This window comes from Saccharothrix luteola, assembly GCF_020859565.1.
Lineage (GTDB): Bacteria > Actinomycetota > Actinomycetes > Mycobacteriales > Pseudonocardiaceae > Actinosynnema > Actinosynnema luteola.
This window is the reverse complement of record NZ_JAJHUO010000028.1, coordinates 1-14,447: the sequence shown is the minus strand read 5'-3', so window position 1 is coordinate 14,447 and position 14,447 is coordinate 1. Positions and strand designations below refer to the sequence as shown.

General features: G+C 72.6%; 16 protein-coding genes. 8 read left to right on the top strand and 8 right to left on the bottom strand.

What is annotated here, in order from left to right; genetic code table 11:
* Positions 1–14: 14 nt before the first annotated feature.
* The 3 genes from LNK82_RS33955 to LNK82_RS33945 are packed head-to-tail and all read right to left on the bottom strand — an operon-like array spanning position 15 to position 2,972.
* On the bottom strand, positions 15–761 hold the full coding sequence (locus tag LNK82_RS33955) for an IclR family transcriptional regulator (RefSeq protein WP_230571012.1): 747 nt from the start codon (positions 759–761) through the stop codon (positions 15–17).
* 47 nt (positions 762–808) lie between these two features.
* The gene (locus tag LNK82_RS33950) at positions 809–1,693 is read right to left on the bottom strand and encodes a GntR family transcriptional regulator (RefSeq protein WP_230571011.1); all 885 of its coding nucleotides are present in this window, start codon (positions 1,691–1,693) and stop codon (positions 809–811) included.
* A 19-nt stretch (positions 1,694–1,712) separates the two neighbouring features.
* The gene (locus tag LNK82_RS33945; protein ID WP_230571010.1) at positions 1,713–2,972 is read right to left on the bottom strand and encodes a carotenoid oxygenase family protein; all 1,260 of its coding nucleotides are present in this window, start codon (positions 2,970–2,972) and stop codon (positions 1,713–1,715) included.
* 221 nt (positions 2,973–3,193) lie between these two features.
* On the opposite strand from LNK82_RS33945, the gene LNK82_RS33940 reads away from it, so the two are divergent.
* From LNK82_RS33940 to LNK82_RS33925, 4 genes are all read left to right on the top strand, one after another.
* Positions 3,194–3,706 carry an RICIN domain-containing protein gene (locus LNK82_RS33940; protein WP_230571009.1) on the top strand — a complete coding sequence of 171 codons (513 nt, stop codon included), beginning with the start codon at positions 3,194–3,196 and terminating at the stop codon, positions 3,704–3,706.
* Positions 3,707–3,877: 171 nt separating this feature from the next.
* Entirely contained in the window at positions 3,878–4,027 is a 150-nt protein-coding gene (locus LNK82_RS33935) for a hypothetical protein (protein WP_230571008.1), read from the top strand.
* Positions 4,028–4,031: 4 nt separating this feature from the next.
* Positions 4,032–4,991 carry a cytochrome P450 gene (locus LNK82_RS33930; RefSeq protein ID WP_230571007.1) on the top strand — a complete coding sequence of 320 codons (960 nt, stop codon included), beginning with the start codon at positions 4,032–4,034 and terminating at the stop codon, positions 4,989–4,991.
* Between the two features lie 121 nt (positions 4,992–5,112).
* Positions 5,113–5,985, top strand: a complete 873-nt coding sequence (locus LNK82_RS33925) for an RICIN domain-containing protein (protein ID WP_230571006.1) — start codon at positions 5,113–5,115, stop codon at positions 5,983–5,985.
* A 39-nt stretch (positions 5,986–6,024) separates the two neighbouring features.
* Here the strand turns inward: LNK82_RS33925 and LNK82_RS33920 are convergent, their stop codons facing one another.
* A complete protein-coding gene (locus LNK82_RS33920; RefSeq protein ID WP_230571005.1) occupies positions 6,025–6,612 on the bottom strand; it encodes an LURP-one-related family protein in 588 nt (195 codons plus the stop codon).
* Positions 6,613–6,722: 110 nt separating this feature from the next.
* The gene (locus tag LNK82_RS33915) at positions 6,723–7,616 is read right to left on the bottom strand and encodes a trypsin-like serine peptidase (RefSeq protein ID WP_230571004.1); all 894 of its coding nucleotides are present in this window, start codon (positions 7,614–7,616) and stop codon (positions 6,723–6,725) included.
* A 159-nt stretch (positions 7,617–7,775) separates the two neighbouring features.
* On the opposite strand from LNK82_RS33915, the gene LNK82_RS33910 reads away from it, so the two are divergent.
* The 3 genes from LNK82_RS33910 to LNK82_RS33900 all read left to right on the top strand — a co-directional run bounded on the left by LNK82_RS33910 (position 7,776) and on the right by LNK82_RS33900 (position 11,277).
* Positions 7,776–8,222, top strand: coding sequence for a DUF5946 family protein (locus LNK82_RS33910; RefSeq protein WP_230571003.1), 447 nt, complete (start codon positions 7,776–7,778; stop codon positions 8,220–8,222).
* 80 nt (positions 8,223–8,302) lie between these two features.
* Positions 8,303–9,445 (top strand): serine/threonine-protein kinase, encoded by a 1,143-nt coding sequence (locus tag LNK82_RS33905; protein ID WP_230571002.1) that lies wholly within the window; start codon positions 8,303–8,305, stop codon positions 9,443–9,445.
* 101 nt (positions 9,446–9,546) lie between these two features.
* A complete protein-coding gene (locus tag LNK82_RS33900; protein WP_230571001.1) occupies positions 9,547–11,277 on the top strand; it encodes a serine/threonine-protein kinase in 1,731 nt (576 codons plus the stop codon).
* Here the strand turns inward: LNK82_RS33900 and LNK82_RS33895 are convergent.
* Positions 11,261–12,559 (bottom strand): RNA polymerase sigma factor, encoded by a 1,299-nt coding sequence (locus LNK82_RS33895; RefSeq protein WP_230571134.1) that lies wholly within the window; start codon positions 12,557–12,559, stop codon positions 11,261–11,263. The two genes, LNK82_RS33900 and LNK82_RS33895, sit on opposite strands and share 17 nt — an antisense overlap.
* Positions 12,556–12,975, bottom strand: a complete 420-nt coding sequence (locus tag LNK82_RS33890) for a YciI family protein (RefSeq protein ID WP_230571000.1) — start codon at positions 12,973–12,975, stop codon at positions 12,556–12,558. The genes LNK82_RS33895 and LNK82_RS33890 overlap by 4 nt, the downstream gene beginning before the upstream one ends.
* A 214-nt stretch (positions 12,976–13,189) precedes the next feature.
* Here LNK82_RS33890 and LNK82_RS33885 point away from each other — a divergent pair, with 214 nt between their 5' ends.
* Positions 13,190–13,765 (top strand): helix-turn-helix domain-containing protein, encoded by a 576-nt coding sequence (locus LNK82_RS33885; RefSeq protein WP_230570999.1) that lies wholly within the window; start codon positions 13,190–13,192, stop codon positions 13,763–13,765.
* A gap of 53 nt (positions 13,766–13,818) precedes the next feature.
* Here the strand turns inward: LNK82_RS33885 and LNK82_RS33880 are convergent.
* Positions 13,819–14,447 (bottom strand): polysaccharide deacetylase family protein (locus LNK82_RS33880; protein WP_230570998.1); only part of this gene is annotated, 629 nt, incomplete at its 5' end.

The window sequence follows — 14,447 nt, the reverse complement described above, 5'->3', positions numbered from 1 at the left end:
CAGGGTGATTCGGTTCAGTCGGCGCCCAAAGCGCGCGAGACCTCGGCGGCGGCGCGCACGACCAGCTGCGGCAGGTCGCTGGGCGCGTCGGCGAGGTCGACCAGCGACGCCGCCGACAGCCCGCCGACCACCTCGCCGGTGTGGTTGAGCACGGCCGCGCCGACCGCGCGCACGCCGGCTTCGTTCTCCTCGTGGTCCTCGGCGTAACCGCGGCCGCGGACCACGGCCAGCTCGGCGAGCAGGGCGCGTTCGTCGGTGATGGTGCGCTCCGTGCGGGCCGGCAGGCCGGTGCGGCGGGCCAGGGCCCGCACCTCGTCGTCGGGCAGGGCGGCCAGGATCGCCTTGCCGATGGACGTGCAGTGCAGGCGCAGGCTCATGCCGACGCGGGAGGCCAGGTGGTAGGGCCGGGCGCCCTCGACCTTGGCCACGTACACCGCCTCGTCGCCGGAGAGCAGCGCGAAGTGGACCGTCCACCCGGTCCGCTCCTGGAGGTCGCGCAGCGTCGGCCGGACGTGCTCGGCGACGTCGAGGCGCTGGAGGAACCGGCCGGCGAGGCTGAGGATGCGCGGGCCGCCGAGGTAACCGCCCCGACCGTCGGCCCGTGCGAAACCGCGCCGCACGAGGGTCTGCAGGATCCGGTGCACGGTGGGCTTCGGCAGGCCGGAGGCGTCGGCGATGTCGGCGATGCGCGAGTGGTCGGCGAGCGCTTCCAGGACGCTCAGCGTCTTCTCGGCCGCGGACAGCGGTGCGTCGCCACTCATGGCCACAATGTAGGCCAGGTTCGATCACCGCGACCGGCGCGCGCGGGTCAGCGGTGGATCTTGCGCGGGGTGACGACCGTGGTCAGGCCGTCGAGGAGGCGTTCGAGGCCGAAGTCGAACAGCGACTCGAGGTCGACGTCCGCGCCCGGCCCGGCGACCCGCGCGATGTGCGCGACCAGCGGGCCGTCCACGGCGAGCCGGGCCGTCATCCACTGCTTGCTGGTCATCCCGGTGTCCAGCTCCGCACCGGCCTCGCCCTCGATGTTCACCGCCGTGCCGCGCACGTGGTTGACCACCGCGGCGTAGACGTGCAGGCGGGTGCGCTGGTCCAGCCCGAGGCCGTCGAGCGCCCGCAACGTCCACTCCGCGTACGCGAGCAGGCCCGGCAGCGTGGCCGGCCGGACGATCGAGACCAGTCGGGGCAGCCAGGGGTGGCGTTGGTAGACCGCCCACTGGAGCCGGGCGGCGACCCGCAGGTGGGCACGCCACCCCGGCGGCGGCTGCGGGTACTCGATCTCCGCGAACGCGGCGTCGGCGATGAGCTGGGGGAGGTCGGCGTCGAGGTGCTCGCGCAGGGTCACGGTGGCGACGCCGAGCTTGGCCGCGACCGCCCGGGCGGACAGCGCGGCCAAGCCGTCGGCGTCGGCGATGCCCATGGCCACCCGGACGACGCGGTCGCGGTCGAGACCACCGACCGACCGCGACGGCAACCTGCGCCGGGCCACCACCGCGCCGACGCGGGAGGTCGACTCGATGGCGCCCGCCTGCTTGAGCGCGGTCAACGCCTTGGTCGCGGTGGCCATGGCGACGCCCCACTCGCGCATGATCGCCCTGGTGGTCGGCACCGGGTCGCCGGGCCGCAGCGAGCCGTCGGCGATGCGGCGTTCGACGTCGGCGACGATCCGGAGGTACGGCGGCTGCGGGTCGGTCATGGCGTGATCGTGCCAGGCTTCAGCGCTCGGGCAGCCAGTTGCCGTGCAGGCCGAGCGGCACCCGGGCCGGGAGGTGCACGCGGGCCACGGGTTCGCCGGTGAAGTCCTGGGCCGAGAGGATCACGAGGTCGCTCGCGTCCCGCTCGGGGTTGTGGACGTAGGTGAGCAGGTAGCCGTCGTCCTCGCCCTGGCCCGTGGCGGCGAACACGGCCTCGCCGACCGCCTCGTGCCGGCCGAACCCGTGCACCTCGGACGTGCCGCGGTCGAGGTCGTGCTTGACCAGGGCGTTGGTGAAGGCGTCGTCGGACGGCGTGCCCTCGGGCGTGAACGGGATGCCGTACAGGGCGGTCGCGGAGGAGTAGCCGTAGCGGTGCGGGCGGGTGGCGCGGGAGTCGTTGACGCGCGGGAAGTCCTGCGGCCGGTCGTCGAGGCGGCGCTGGTGGACCGCGTCGGGGGTGATCGTCCAGCGGTCCAGCGCGGGTCGGATCGCGCCGGGGTCGGCCGGGTCGAACGGACCTGCGGCCGTGACGACGTCGACCACGACCGCGTCACCGTCGTCGTAGGCGTTGAGCGTGTGGCTGACGTGGACCGGGTCGACGTCGAGCCAGCGCACGTCGCCGCCGGTCCGCGGCATGACGCCGACCCGGGTCGGGTGCTCCGGGAGCCAGCGGCACTCGAACCCGTCGAAGCCGATCGGCGTGTCCCACAGGACGATGTGGTTCCCGGTGAGCGCGAAGTCGTGCATGAACGGCGTCCGCGTCAGGGGGACGGTGGTGGTCCGGACGACGGTCCCGCCCGCGTCGATCACGATGTGCTGGACGAACTCGTGGCCCGGCAGGTACGACAGCGAGTGCAGTTCGCCGGTGAGCGGGTCGTGCTTCGAGTGCGCGCCCGCCGTGAAGCCCTCCGCGGTCGCGCCGAGGGCGCACACGCCGACCGTGTTCAGCTCCGCGTCCAGCTCGGCGGGCGGCAGGCCGCCCTCGGCCAGGGCGAACGTCCGCCGGGCGTGCTCGACCACGTGCACCATGGGCGCGTAGCCCGGTGTGCGGACGAAGCGGTTGCGGTACCACTCGGCCCGGCCGTCGCGCAGCCGCACGCCGTGCACCATGCCCTGCCCCATGCCCCACAGGTGCACGGCGGGGTCCTCGACGCCCAACGGGTTGGGCCCGTTGCGCAGGTAGCGGCCGTCGAGCTCGGCCGGGACGCGCCCGGTGACGGCGAGGTCGTGCGCGGTGATCTCTTCGGTGACCGGGGCGAAAGGCCCTTCCAGGTACTTCATGCGAAAACCGTATGCCGGAGATCGGCCGGACTCCCCGCGGTGACGGCAAATGACCCGCCGTGCACTAGTGCAACCGCACGAGCGGATCGGGATTCGGTGCGGACCATCACTCCCCGATACGAAATGTGCGGCGAACTTCGGTATTTCGACTTCGGTTCTCGGCGCGCTATTACCGCGAATGGTCGTCCCGGTTCCCGTCGCCTTCCTGCTCTACTTGCCGAATGATCACACGAAGATTCTCGATGGTCGCCGTCGCGGTGTTGACCGCGGTCGGCTCCGCGCTGTTCCCGGTGGCTCCGGCCACGGCCTCGATCTCGGCGTCGACCGTCACCACCATCGTCAACCGGGCCGCCGGCATGTGCCTGGACGTGCCGGGCGGCTCGCTGGACAACAAGAAGCCGGTGCAGACCTACCACTGCAACGGTGGTGCGAACCAGCAGTGGGAGTACCTCCCGAGCACCACGCCCGGCTACGGTCAATTCAGGAACGTCGCCAGTCAGAAATGCCTCGACGTGCGCGGCGCGAGCACCGACCCGGGCGCGACGATCCAGCAGTACATCTGCATGGACGTGCCGAACCAGAAGTGGAGCTACGTCGCGTCGCTCGGCTACCTGAGGGCGTTGCACAGCGGCGGGTGCGCGGCGGCGGAGCATTTGCAGTACAAGGCTCCCGTCACCCAGCACCCCTGCAATCCGTCCTACTTCGTGTTCACCCTCTGGAACGTGTCGATCTGATCTCCCCGGCCTCCCGGTGGCCCGCCCGGTGGCGCGTGACGTCATCGGGCGGGCGCGCGCCGACTGGGGGGATGCTTTCCCGGCACGGAGTTGTTCGAACGCGTTCGGAACAGGGCTCGACGCGTTCCGAACCGTTCGGCGGCGTGCGGGTCGTTGACGGTGAAGCGCTTGATGAGGCCGTTGATGCGCCGGTTGGGGATGGAACGGGGAGTGCGGCGCCTGGCGTGGGCGCCGGTGGGCTACACCTACTACTGCCGGATGTCGTTCGGTCCGATCCGCCGGCTGGGGTGGCGGGGGATGCGGAAGCTGCACCGGCGGTAGGCGGGTGCTGGCCGACGCCGACGGGCGGTTGGAGCACGTGCCCGCGTTCTGGCGTCCCGGCGGCGTTCCGCTGCCACCGCCGGTGTGCGCCGCGCTGAACCGGTGGGTGCACGCGAGCCTGGTGGCCGAGGACCCCGACGCGATGGCGGCGGTCGCGGTGGACGCGGTGGCGGCGTCGCGCGGCGACCTGCACCGCGCCTGCCTGCACGCGGTGACCGAGGCGAACCGGCGGCCGTTGAGGCTCGACCGGGACGGTGTCCTGCGCGGGACGGTGACCGAGTTCCTGGACGACGTGTTCCACGCGATGATGACCGGTTCGCGCCGGTTACCGGACAAGGACACGTTCCTGTGCCTCGCCGCGCGGGCCGGTGCCGCGTTGGCGGACGGCGCGCCGCCCGGCTTTTCCGAACTGGACGCCGACGTGCGCGGCGAGGTGTACCTGCGCGCGGTGACCGCGTTCGTCGGTGCGCCCGCGGCGGCGCTCACCTGGCTGGTCTGCGCGCGGCAGTTGGCCGACCTGGTCGCCGCCCGACGGCGCGCCGGAGCGGTGGAGGAGGCGTCACCGGAGCACGTCGCGCTCGAAACGCTGCGGCTGTGGCCGCCCGCGTGGCAGCACCGCCGTCCGGTGCTGCACGACCACCGGATCGGGCCGCTGGAGGCGTTGGCCGGGGACGAGGTCGTCGTGCCGGCGTACGCGTTGCAGCGGCATCCCCGGCACTGGACGGATCCCGACGTGTTCGACCCGGGTCGGTGGGCCGGATCGTCGAGCCGCCCCCAGGCCTTCGTGCCGTTCTCGATCGGTCCCGGCGCGTGCGTGGGCGCGAGCTTCGAGGTGCGCTGGTTGGCGGCCGTCGCGAAGCACCTCGCCGCCACCCCGCCGCTCGCCCTGACCCGGCGGAGCGGCAACCCCTGCGTCACCGCCGTGTTCTCCGCGCCCGAGCACGAACTGGGCGCGAGGGCGTGAGAGGCACGGTGTTCGGAAACGGCGCTCGTGCCGTTCGGGCGATATCCGAACAGCGCACGAGCGGTCCCTGTTTCGGCGGTCAGCCGGCACACCCGCGGAGTTCGTCGCCGCACCGCGGACGTTGCGGACCTGGTCCGGCCTGATCTACCAGCAGATCGAGGGCAAAGCGGCGGCGAACAAGGACGCGCTGCCCGCCAGCACGATCGCGACCACGTTGGGCCGCGCCGGTCTGCCCAGGGAGCGGTTCGTCGACGCCTTCACCCGCGCGTGCGGCCTCGGTGAGGACGACGTCCGCCGGTGGCTCGAGGTCCGGCGGCGGCTCGCGCCGGACCAGCCCGCGCCGGCGGCCGACCGGGACCCGGCCGGTGACGAGCGGGACGCGGCGCGCCCGTCCCGTTGGCGACGGGTGGCGAGCCTGGTGGCCGCGGCGGTGTTCGGCGCGGCCACCGCCGTGGGCGCGACGGCCCTGATCGACATTGCCGAGCCTGCGCCGTCCGGGCTCCCGGTGACCGGCCTGCCCGTGCGGCGGATCGGCAGCTGGGCACGCGTCCACCCCGCCCGGACGCCGGACCTGAGCGTGACCGAGGGCGTCGACCGGACGGGCCGGTACGGCACCGCCGTCGCCGCCCGACGTCCGTGCACCGGTGCGCCCCTGCCACGCGTGTTCATCGGACCAGTGGACGAGGACGTCGTGCAGATCCGGTGGCACCACCCGGAGCACGGCGTCGGCTGCCTGACCGTGCTCGTCGAGGGACCGGGCCGCGACCTGGTCGAACCGCGCGAGGACTGCGCCGAGGACGACCCGGTCCAGCGGTTCCGGATCGAGCCGTTCGGCCCACCGGTCGCCGACCGCTTCCGCATCCGCCCGGTCGTCACGGACCACTGCCTGAGCCTGCGCGACCAGGACACGGAGGACGGCGCGGAAGTGGTCCAGGGCCGCTGCGCCGCGGCGGCCGACCAGGAGTTCCTGATCGAGCTGATCCCGCCGCCCTGAGCCGGGTGGACGTGCTCGGAGGCGTGCGGGTGGCGTCGCCTACCGGGACTGGAGGGCGTCCACGGCGACGGCCTGCGCGATCACCGCGCGGCGGTCGATGTAGGGGTCGGCGATCTGGATCAGGTAGTGGTCGCGGACCCACGTCTTCTTGTCCACGCTGAACACCGGCTGACCGTTGCGGGCGAAGTCGAAGTGGTAGCGGAACGGGAACGGGATGTTGTTCACCAACGGCAGGATGCCCCACAGGCGGCGCAGGATGGCGAGGCCGTGGTTGCGCTCGCGACCCGTGGCCGTCGGCGCGTTCGGCTGGTCGAGGTGCCAGGTCGAGTTGATCAGGGACTTGCCGAAGTCCTTGCGGAACAGGGCGATGGACTGCCCGGCGCCGTCGGTCACGTCGTAGCCGCTGCCGAGGTCGATCACCTTGCGCGCGCGGAAACCCGCGAGCACCTGGCTCTTGCTCGAATCGGTGTAGATGGTCACCTGCTCCTTGAAGGCCATCCGCTTCTGCTCGACGAACGCCACGAGCGGGCCGGGCTCGCCGCCGTTGTCGGCGAAGACCTCGTAGCGGTTCACCATCAAGGTGACCTTCTGGTGCATGTGCAGCACGTTCGTGGCCTGCGTGAGCATCGGCGTTCCCCCTGGACCTCGGTGAGCCCGAAGTTTGTCACCCGACCGGATGAAGATCACCACAGGGGCCGGTGACGGGCCGGGCGCGTGGCCCGGCCCGCCGACCGGGGTCAGGCGGACTGCGCCTGGTTGTAGAGGTTCTGGGCGTCGGCGCCGAAGTACGGGCCGAACATCCAGTTCGGGAACAGGTTGATCTTGTAGCTGTTCACCGAGTTGACCGTGCCGGTGCCGGTCGCCTCGGAGAACGCGCGGAACCAGGGGCCGCCGCTGGCGCCACCGGTCATGTTGCACGTCATGCCGATGCCGTCGCTGAGGAAGGCGTTGAACGTCCGACCGCTGCAGTAGACGAGCTTCGTGCCGTCGTACGGCGCGGCGGCAGGGTAGCCGAAGGCGTAGGTGTTGTCGGCGCGCGGCAGGTTGAACGCGATGCCCTGGGCGCCGACGACGTCGGTGAGGGACTGGCCGTTCAGCTGACCGACGACGATGGCGCCGATGTCGTAGTTGATGTCCTCGCTCGCGTGCCACTGGGGGGTGGCGAAGGTGGCACGCGCGGTCCACGTGCCGTACGGGGCGTTCCCGTTGTCGTAGGCCGGGACGAACGCGACGTTGGTGTGGTAGGCGCCGTCGAGCTTCACGCAGTGCCCGGCCGTCATGACCGTGCTCTTGTTGGCGCTGGTGACGGCGTTGCCGCTGCACGAGGCGTTGCGGCCCTGGTAGGTGAAGAACACCCGGCCCGCGGTCCGCACGACCGCGCCGCCGCCGGTCCACGCGCTGCCGCCGTTGGGGAAGGCCAGCGGTGCGATGGTGGTCGGCTCGCCGGTCGGGACGGTGGAGCGCAGCGCGGAGGAGGTCGTGGTGCGGAGGTCGAGCGGAACGGCGGCGCGCATCCGTTCCGGTGTCCAGTAGGAGCCGGGTGCGGGCGCGGACTGCGCCGCCGGGATGGTGATCACCGACAGGGCGAGCGCGCTCGCCAGGGTGACCAGTCGTTTTACCGCACGGTTCATGATCTTCCACCTTTCGTGGGTCGATCAATGGCAGGGACCGTGAGGTGAAAGTTACTCAGCGCAACGCCCGGGCGTTTCCGGCGAACGGGTGAGAACCGCCGAGGCGCGCTTCGAACGCGGCTTGACCGTCCAGCGGGTGGAGTCCGTACGGTTCGGTCCATGACCCGCTGCTCCGAGTGCGGTGCAGCCGACCGGCCGCACTCGTGCGAGGAGCTGTTCCACGTCGTGCTGGCGCTCGACCACTCCCGCCGCGAGCCGTGGGGGCCGCTGCACGGCGTCACCGTGTCGTGCTTCCTGCTCCAGCACCCCGGCCGGCTGCCGGCACGGGACCGGCCCCGGCCGTGGGCCACCCTGCACGCCTACCTCGACGGCGGCCTGACCGCGCTCACCCGGTTCGCCGAAGCGATGCGCCGCGCCGACTCCCGGCACGGCAGCGGGCTCGCGGACGTCGTGGCGGGCGTGCCTGTCGCCCCGCTCGGCCCGGCGCCGAGGGCCTTCGACGTGACCATCGCCGACGTCGCCGCGGACGGCACGTTCCCCGCCGCCGGGTTCCCGGAACGCGTCGAAGCGTGGACCGCGGCCACCGTCGCGGCCTGGCGGCGCTGAACCCCGAAGGCGTCGCGTTTGTGATCGGCGGGGAGGGGGCACTTGAGGGTGTCCAGTGTCCCCGCCGGAGGGTGGTAGCGGTGTCGCTTCCTGGCCATGGCGAGCTCTTGGCCGGTCGGTACGAGTTGGCCGGGACGCTCGGCGTCGGCGGGATGGCCGAGGTGCGCCGGGCTTGGGACACGGTGTTGCGGCGGGACGTCGCGGTCAAGTTGTTCGACGCCACCGCGGACGCGGACGCGGGTCGGCGCTTCGACAACGAGGCCCGCACGCTGGCCGTGTTGTCCCACCCCGGGCTGGTCTCCGTGTACGACGCGGGCCACGCCGACGGCACGGCGTTCGTCGTGCTGCGACTGGTCGAGGGCCGCACCCTGCGTGATCGGATCGCCGACGGACCGTTGTCGGTGACCGAAGTGCGCGACCTGGGCGCACGGCTGGCGGACGCGTTGGCCTACGTGCACGAGCAGGGCGTGGTGCACCGGGACGTCAAGCCGTCCAACATCCTGCTCGACCACGACGGCACGCCCTACCTGGCCGACTTCGGGCTGGCGCACCTGGCCGACTCCACCCGCTTCACGCGCACCAACCAGATGGTCGGCACGGCCGCCTACCTGGCGCCGGAGCAGGTGCGCGGCAGCGAGGTGGGACCGGCCGCCGACGTGTACTCGTTCGGGCTGGTGCTGCTGGAGTGCCTGACCGGTCGCCGCGAGTACCCGGGCGGTGACGTCGAGTCGGCCGTGGCCCGGCTGCACCGCCCACCGGCCGTGCCCGACGACCTGCCCGCCGACCTGGTGCGCCTGCTGTCGTTGACCACCGCCCTGTCGGCACGCCGCCGGCCGTCGGCCCACGACTGCGCCGACGTGCTGCGGGATCTACCCGGCGACGAGCCGACCGTCGCCACCGCCGCGCCCTACTCACGCCCACGGCTGACGGCTCTCGTCGCCTCGGCGGCCGGGCTGGTCGGCGCGCTCGGCATCGCCTGGGCGGTGTCGCCCGGACCGGACACCTCCGCGCCCGCGGAGTCCCCGCCGCAAGCCGTCGTCCAGGACACGACCACGCCGCCGAGCTTGCCGGCGACCGGCACGGGGACGAGCACGACGACGACGACGGTCGTCGAGGAGCAGGTCCCCGCCGGTCCGAAGGTGAGACCCGCGCCCGGCCAGGACAAGGACGGGAAGGCGAAGCCGGCCGGCAAGGGGGAGAAGGCCGGGAAGGGCAAGCCCTGAGCCGGGGCACCCGCCGCGTCGGATCCGATCACGTCCGTGGAACCCTTTGGCGTTGATCCGCGTCGGTCCTGCAGTGGCGGCGTGGCGGACCCGGGGGAGTCATGGCGGAGGAGTTCGGGCCTTATCGGGTCGGCGACCTGTTGGGGCGCGGCGGCATGGGCGAGGTGCACCGGGCTCACGACACGGCGCACGACCGCGTCGTGGCGCTGAAGCGGCTCTCCGCCGAGCACAACGACGACGAGGACTTCCGCGCCCGGTTCCGGCGGGAGTCGCGGATCGCGGCACGGCTGCGCGAGCCGCACGTCATCCCGATCCACGCCTACGGCGAGATCGACGGCCGGCTCTACCTGGACATGCGGCTGGTGGAGGGTCGTGACCTGGCGGCGGTCGTCGCGGACGGTCCGCTCGACCCGGCGCGGGCGGTGCGGCTCATCGCCCAGGTGGCCGGCGCGCTCGACGCCGCGCACGCGGACGGCCTGGTGCACCGGGACGTCAAGCCGTCGAACATCCTCGTCACGCCGGACGACTTCGTGTACCTGGTCGACTTCGGCATCGCCCGGAGCGTCCTGCCCGCCGGCACGCACCTGACCGCGTCCGGCGCGGTGATCGGAACGCTGGACTACCTCGCGCCCGAACGGTTCGGCGACGGACAGGTGGACGGCCGCGCCGACGTCTACGCCCTGGCCTGCGTGCTGCACGCGTGCGTCACGGGCAACCGGCCGTTCGAGGCGGACAGCGCCGCCGCCCTGCTCTGGGCACACCTCCAACAGCCGCCACCCGCGGCCTCGGCCGCCAACCCTGCCGTGCCTCGTGCGTTGGACGACGTCATCGGGCGCGGGATGGCCAAGGACCCGGCCCACCGCTTCCAGACCGCCGGCGCCCTGGCGGCCGCGGCGGCCGAGGCCCTCGCCACCCCGCCACCTTCACCGCCCGCTCCCGCCCGAGGCCGACCGTCCCCACCACTCGCTCGCGCCACGCCACCCGCCGCTGCCCAAGGCACGCCCGCGCCGTTCACTCCCGCCAGAGGAACGCCTGCGCGACTCGCCCCCGGCCCCGCCACGCCTGCGCCGTTCACCCCGGCCCACGGCACACCTGTGCCACCCACGCCCATGGCGGGTCCGGCCCAGCGGACTACCGGCCGCAAGGTGCCGGTCGCACCGATCGTCGCCGGTGCGGTCGCGTTGGTGCTGGTAGCGGTGGTGCTGGTCTGGGCGTCGGACTGGCTGGGCGACGACCGGCTCGCAGGTTCCACCACCACGTCCATGACGACGACCGCGACGACCACCACCTCCGCCACGACCTCCAAGGCGACCACGTCGTCGACGTCCACCGCGACCACCACCGTCGACCAGCAGGCGACCGTCCTGATGGAACGGCTGCCCACCGTCTACCGGGGCAACCCGAGCTGCGCGCCCACACCGTCGAGCGGGGGAGCCGCCGCGACCGTCACGTGCACCAAGGCGAACTCGGTGCACTTCCGCTTCGCGCCGCCAGACCAGGCGGTGTTCCACCTGTTCACCGATCGCGCCGCGCAGGACGCCCATTTCAAAGCCCTGGTGGACGCCAACCGGATCCCGCGCGACGACAGCCAGGGCGGCTGCCGCCCCCTGACCCAGCCCGCGCACTACGCCCTGTACTACCGGTCCGAGAGCGGTCCCGCCCCCGGTGAGTACACGACCTGCTTCGTGGCCGACGGCGTCGGCCGGGTGTGGTGGGTCGACACCCGGACCTCGGTCACGGGCGAGCTGCGGTCGGCGACGGCAGTCGACCCGGACTCGCTCGACCAGCTCGGCTACTGGTGGAACTCGATGATCCTCACCCAGATGTCCTGAGGTCGCCGAGCTTGCGCGCCAGCACCGCCCGTTCCCGCTCGTTGCCGCACAACCGCACGGCCCGCTCCAGCTCGGCCCGCGCTTCGTCGGGACGGGCCAGCCGGCAGAGCAGCTCACCGCGCACGCTGGACAGCAGGTAGGAGTTCGCCAGCGCGTCGGAGCCCGCCAGGCCGTCCACGATCGGCAGCGCCTCGCCCGGTCCGCGGGCCATGGACACCGCCACCGCCCGGTTGAGGTCGACCACCGGTGACGGCGCGAGCCGGCCGAGCGCCTCGTACAGCAGCACGATCCGCTCCCAGTTCGTCGCCTCCACCGAGGGCGCGACGGCGTGGCACTCGGCGATGGCCGCCTGCAAGCCGTAGGCCCCGAGGCCGCGGCCCGCCTTCCCGGCACGGGCCAGCGCGGCACGTCCACGCCGGATCGCGGCGTGGTCCCAGCGCCGGCGGTCCTGGTGCTCCAGCAGCACGGGCTCGCCGTCCGGCCCCGTGCGGGCGGGGAAGCGCGCCCCGGTCAGCTCCAGCAGCGCCAGCAGGCCGAACACCTCGGGTTGGTCGGGCACCAGCCGGCTCAGCACGCGGGCGAGCCGCTGCGCCTCGCCCGCGAGGTCGAACCGGATCAGGTCATCGCCGGAGCTGGCCGTGGAACCCTCGGTGAAGATCAGGTAGATCACGTTGAGCACCGAGTTGAGCCGCGCGGCCCGCTCCTCGGCCGTCGGCACCTCGAACGGCACGCCGGCCGAGCCGAGGGTCTTCTTGGCCCTGGTGATCCTGGCCTGCGCGGTCGCGGTCGGCACCAGGCACGCCTTGGCGATCTCGTCGCTGGTCAGACCGCCGACCACGCGCAGCGTCAACGCCACCCGCGCCTCCCGCGACAGCACGGGGTGGCAGGAGATGAACATCAGCGCCAGCACGTCGTCGTCGATCTGGTCCGGGTCCCACGGCAGGTCGTCGGCGTCGACGGGTCCGCCGCCCGAGGTGGCGCCGCCCTCGCCCAGGTCGTGCGCGAGCGCGGCGTACCGCTCGTCGAGGGCGGAGCGCCGGCGGAACGCGTCGATCGCGCGCCGCCGGCCGACGGTGAGCAACCACCCCGCCGGGTTGGTGGGCACGCCGTCGCGCGGCCACGTCACCAGTGCCTCGGCCAGCGCCTCCTGCGCCAGGTCTTCGGCCAGCGCGAAATCACCGGTGTAGCGGGCGAGCGCGCCGACGATCCGCGCCGACTCGATGCGCCAGACGGCGGCGACGGCGCCGCGGCCGGTCGGGTCGCCGGTCGTCGACCCGGTCAGAGCTGACCGTTGGCTTCCCGCCACGCCCGCTCCTTCTTGATCCACTCGTTGTCCTGCGGGAACTCGTCGATCGTGGTGACCCGGCGGATCTCGGTCTTGAAGCCGGGCCCGCTGATCGGGGACCGCTTGGCCCACTCGACGGCTTCCTCCTTCGACGCCACGTTGAGGAGGTAGAAGCCGTTGAACAGCTCCTTGGTCTCGCCGTACGGGCCGTCGGTGACCACGGGCGGCTCGGACGAGTAGTCCACCACCACGCCGTCCTCGGCGTCGTCGAGGCCTTCGGCGGCGATCAGCACGCCGGCGCGGATCAGCTCGTCGTTGTACTTGCCGATCGTCTCCAGCATCTCGGTGAAGTCGATGTCGCCCATCTGCGCGTAAGCCTCGTCGGTCGCGCGCATGATCAGCATGTACTTCATGGTTCCGTCTCCCTGGCCGTCGTCCGGGCCCTCTCTCGGACCCCGTCAACCCAAGGTCGAACGGGCAGTGCCGCGGATCGACACACCCGCCGAACTTTTTCCGAGAGAGCGCGGGCAGCCTACTTCGCCGGGACAAATGTGGACACACGACGCGCCTTGCGCAGTCGGTCGCCGGAGTGGCAAGCACTCTTGCCGGTTTGGCAAGCTGCGGGGCATGGACGACGACCTGGACCGCGTGCTGACCGCCGTGGGGCCGCGGCTGCGGGCGCTGCGCCGTGCCCGCGGTGTCACCCTGGCCGAGCTGTCCGAGGCCACCGGTGTCTCCGAGAGCACCCTGTCACGGCTGGAGAGCGGCCGACGGCGGCCGAACCTGGAGTTGCTGCTGCCGCTGGCCCGGGCGCACGGGGTGCCGCTCGACGAGCTCGTCGGCGCACCGCCCACCGGCGATCCGCGCGTCCACATCCGCTCGGTCCGCCGGCACGGCATGACGTTCATGGCGCTGAGCCGCCGACCGGGCGGCGCGCAGGCGTTCAAGGTGATCATCCCGGGCTCGCTGCACGACGCCGTGCCCACGCCGCAGACCCACGAGGGGCACGAGTGGCTCTACGTCCTCAACGGACGGTTGCGGCTCGTGCTCGGCGAGCAGGACATCGTGCTCACGCCGGGAGAGGCGGCCGAGTTCGACACCCGCGTCCCGCACTGGCTCGGCGCCGCCGACGCCGCGTCCGTCGAACTGCTGATCCTGTTCGGCCCGCAGGGCGAGCGCGCCCACGTGAGGGCCCGAACCTGACCAAGCACGCCGGTGTGCCCCGCACCTCGCTGTGCGGGGCACACCGGCGTGCGTCACGGGGTCCGGCAGCTGACGGTCGGCGCGGCCCACTGGCCGTTCGCCATCACGGTGAAGCCGAACGTGGTGCTCGCGCCCGCGGCGAGGTTGCCGTTGCCGTTGGGCTTCATGGTCATCACGTTGCCGCTGGAGTCCCAGTTGGGCGTGCCGCTCCAGGTCGCGGAGATCCTCTGCGGCGACGTGGTGGTCACGGTGGCGGTCCAGCTGGTGATCGCCGTGGCACCGGCCCGGATCGTCACCTCGCCGTTGAAGCGGTCACCCCACTGCTGGCTCGTGCGGTAGGTCGCGGTGCAGGAGCCGCCGCCCGGCTGGGGCGTCGTGGTGGTGGTCGGGTTGGTGGTGCCCGGCGGGGTGTCCGTCGGCGCGACGGCACGACCGGTCGACGGTGAGATCATGCCCGCGCACAGGCCGCGGCTCGCCAGGTTCGCGGCGATCTGCGGGACGGCGTTGATGGTGGTCTGGTAGCCGTCGTGCATGAGGATGACGCCGCCGTTCTGGAGGGTGGAGGCGGCTTGCACGATCTGGGCGGTGCTGGCGTTGTTCCAGTCCTGGGAGTCGACGTTCCAGAGCACCTCGGTCAGGCCGAACTGGGCTTCGACGGCTTTGAGGGTGCTGTTGGTCTCGC

Coding starts and splice junctions, on each gene's coding strand:
- LNK82_RS33945 (WP_230571010.1), bottom strand. CDS start 2,972: ATGAAGTACCTGGAAGGGCCTTTCGCCCCGGTCACCGAAGAGATCACC.
- LNK82_RS33890 (WP_230571000.1), bottom strand. CDS start 12,975: ATGAAGTACATGCTGATCATGCGCGCGACCGACGAGGCTTACGCGCAG.
- LNK82_RS33900 (WP_230571001.1), top strand. CDS start 9,547: ATGGCGGAGGAGTTCGGGCCTTATCGGGTCGGCGACCTGTTGGGGCGC.
- LNK82_RS33955 (WP_230571012.1), bottom strand. CDS start 761: ATGAGTGGCGACGCACCGCTGTCCGCGGCCGAGAAGACGCTGAGCGTC.
- LNK82_RS33950 (WP_230571011.1), bottom strand. CDS start 1,693: ATGACCGACCCGCAGCCGCCGTACCTCCGGATCGTCGCCGACGTCGAA.
- LNK82_RS33920 (WP_230571005.1), bottom strand. CDS start 6,612: ATGCTCACGCAGGCCACGAACGTGCTGCACATGCACCAGAAGGTCACC.
- LNK82_RS33940 (WP_230571009.1), top strand. CDS start 3,194: ATGATCACACGAAGATTCTCGATGGTCGCCGTCGCGGTGTTGACCGCG.
- LNK82_RS33935 (WP_230571008.1), top strand. CDS start 3,878: ATGAGGCCGTTGATGCGCCGGTTGGGGATGGAACGGGGAGTGCGGCGC.
- LNK82_RS33885 (WP_230570999.1), top strand. CDS start 13,190: ATGGACGACGACCTGGACCGCGTGCTGACCGCCGTGGGGCCGCGGCTG.
- LNK82_RS33910 (WP_230571003.1), top strand. CDS start 7,776: ATGACCCGCTGCTCCGAGTGCGGTGCAGCCGACCGGCCGCACTCGTGC.
- LNK82_RS33915 (WP_230571004.1), bottom strand. CDS start 7,616: ATGAACCGTGCGGTAAAACGACTGGTCACCCTGGCGAGCGCGCTCGCC.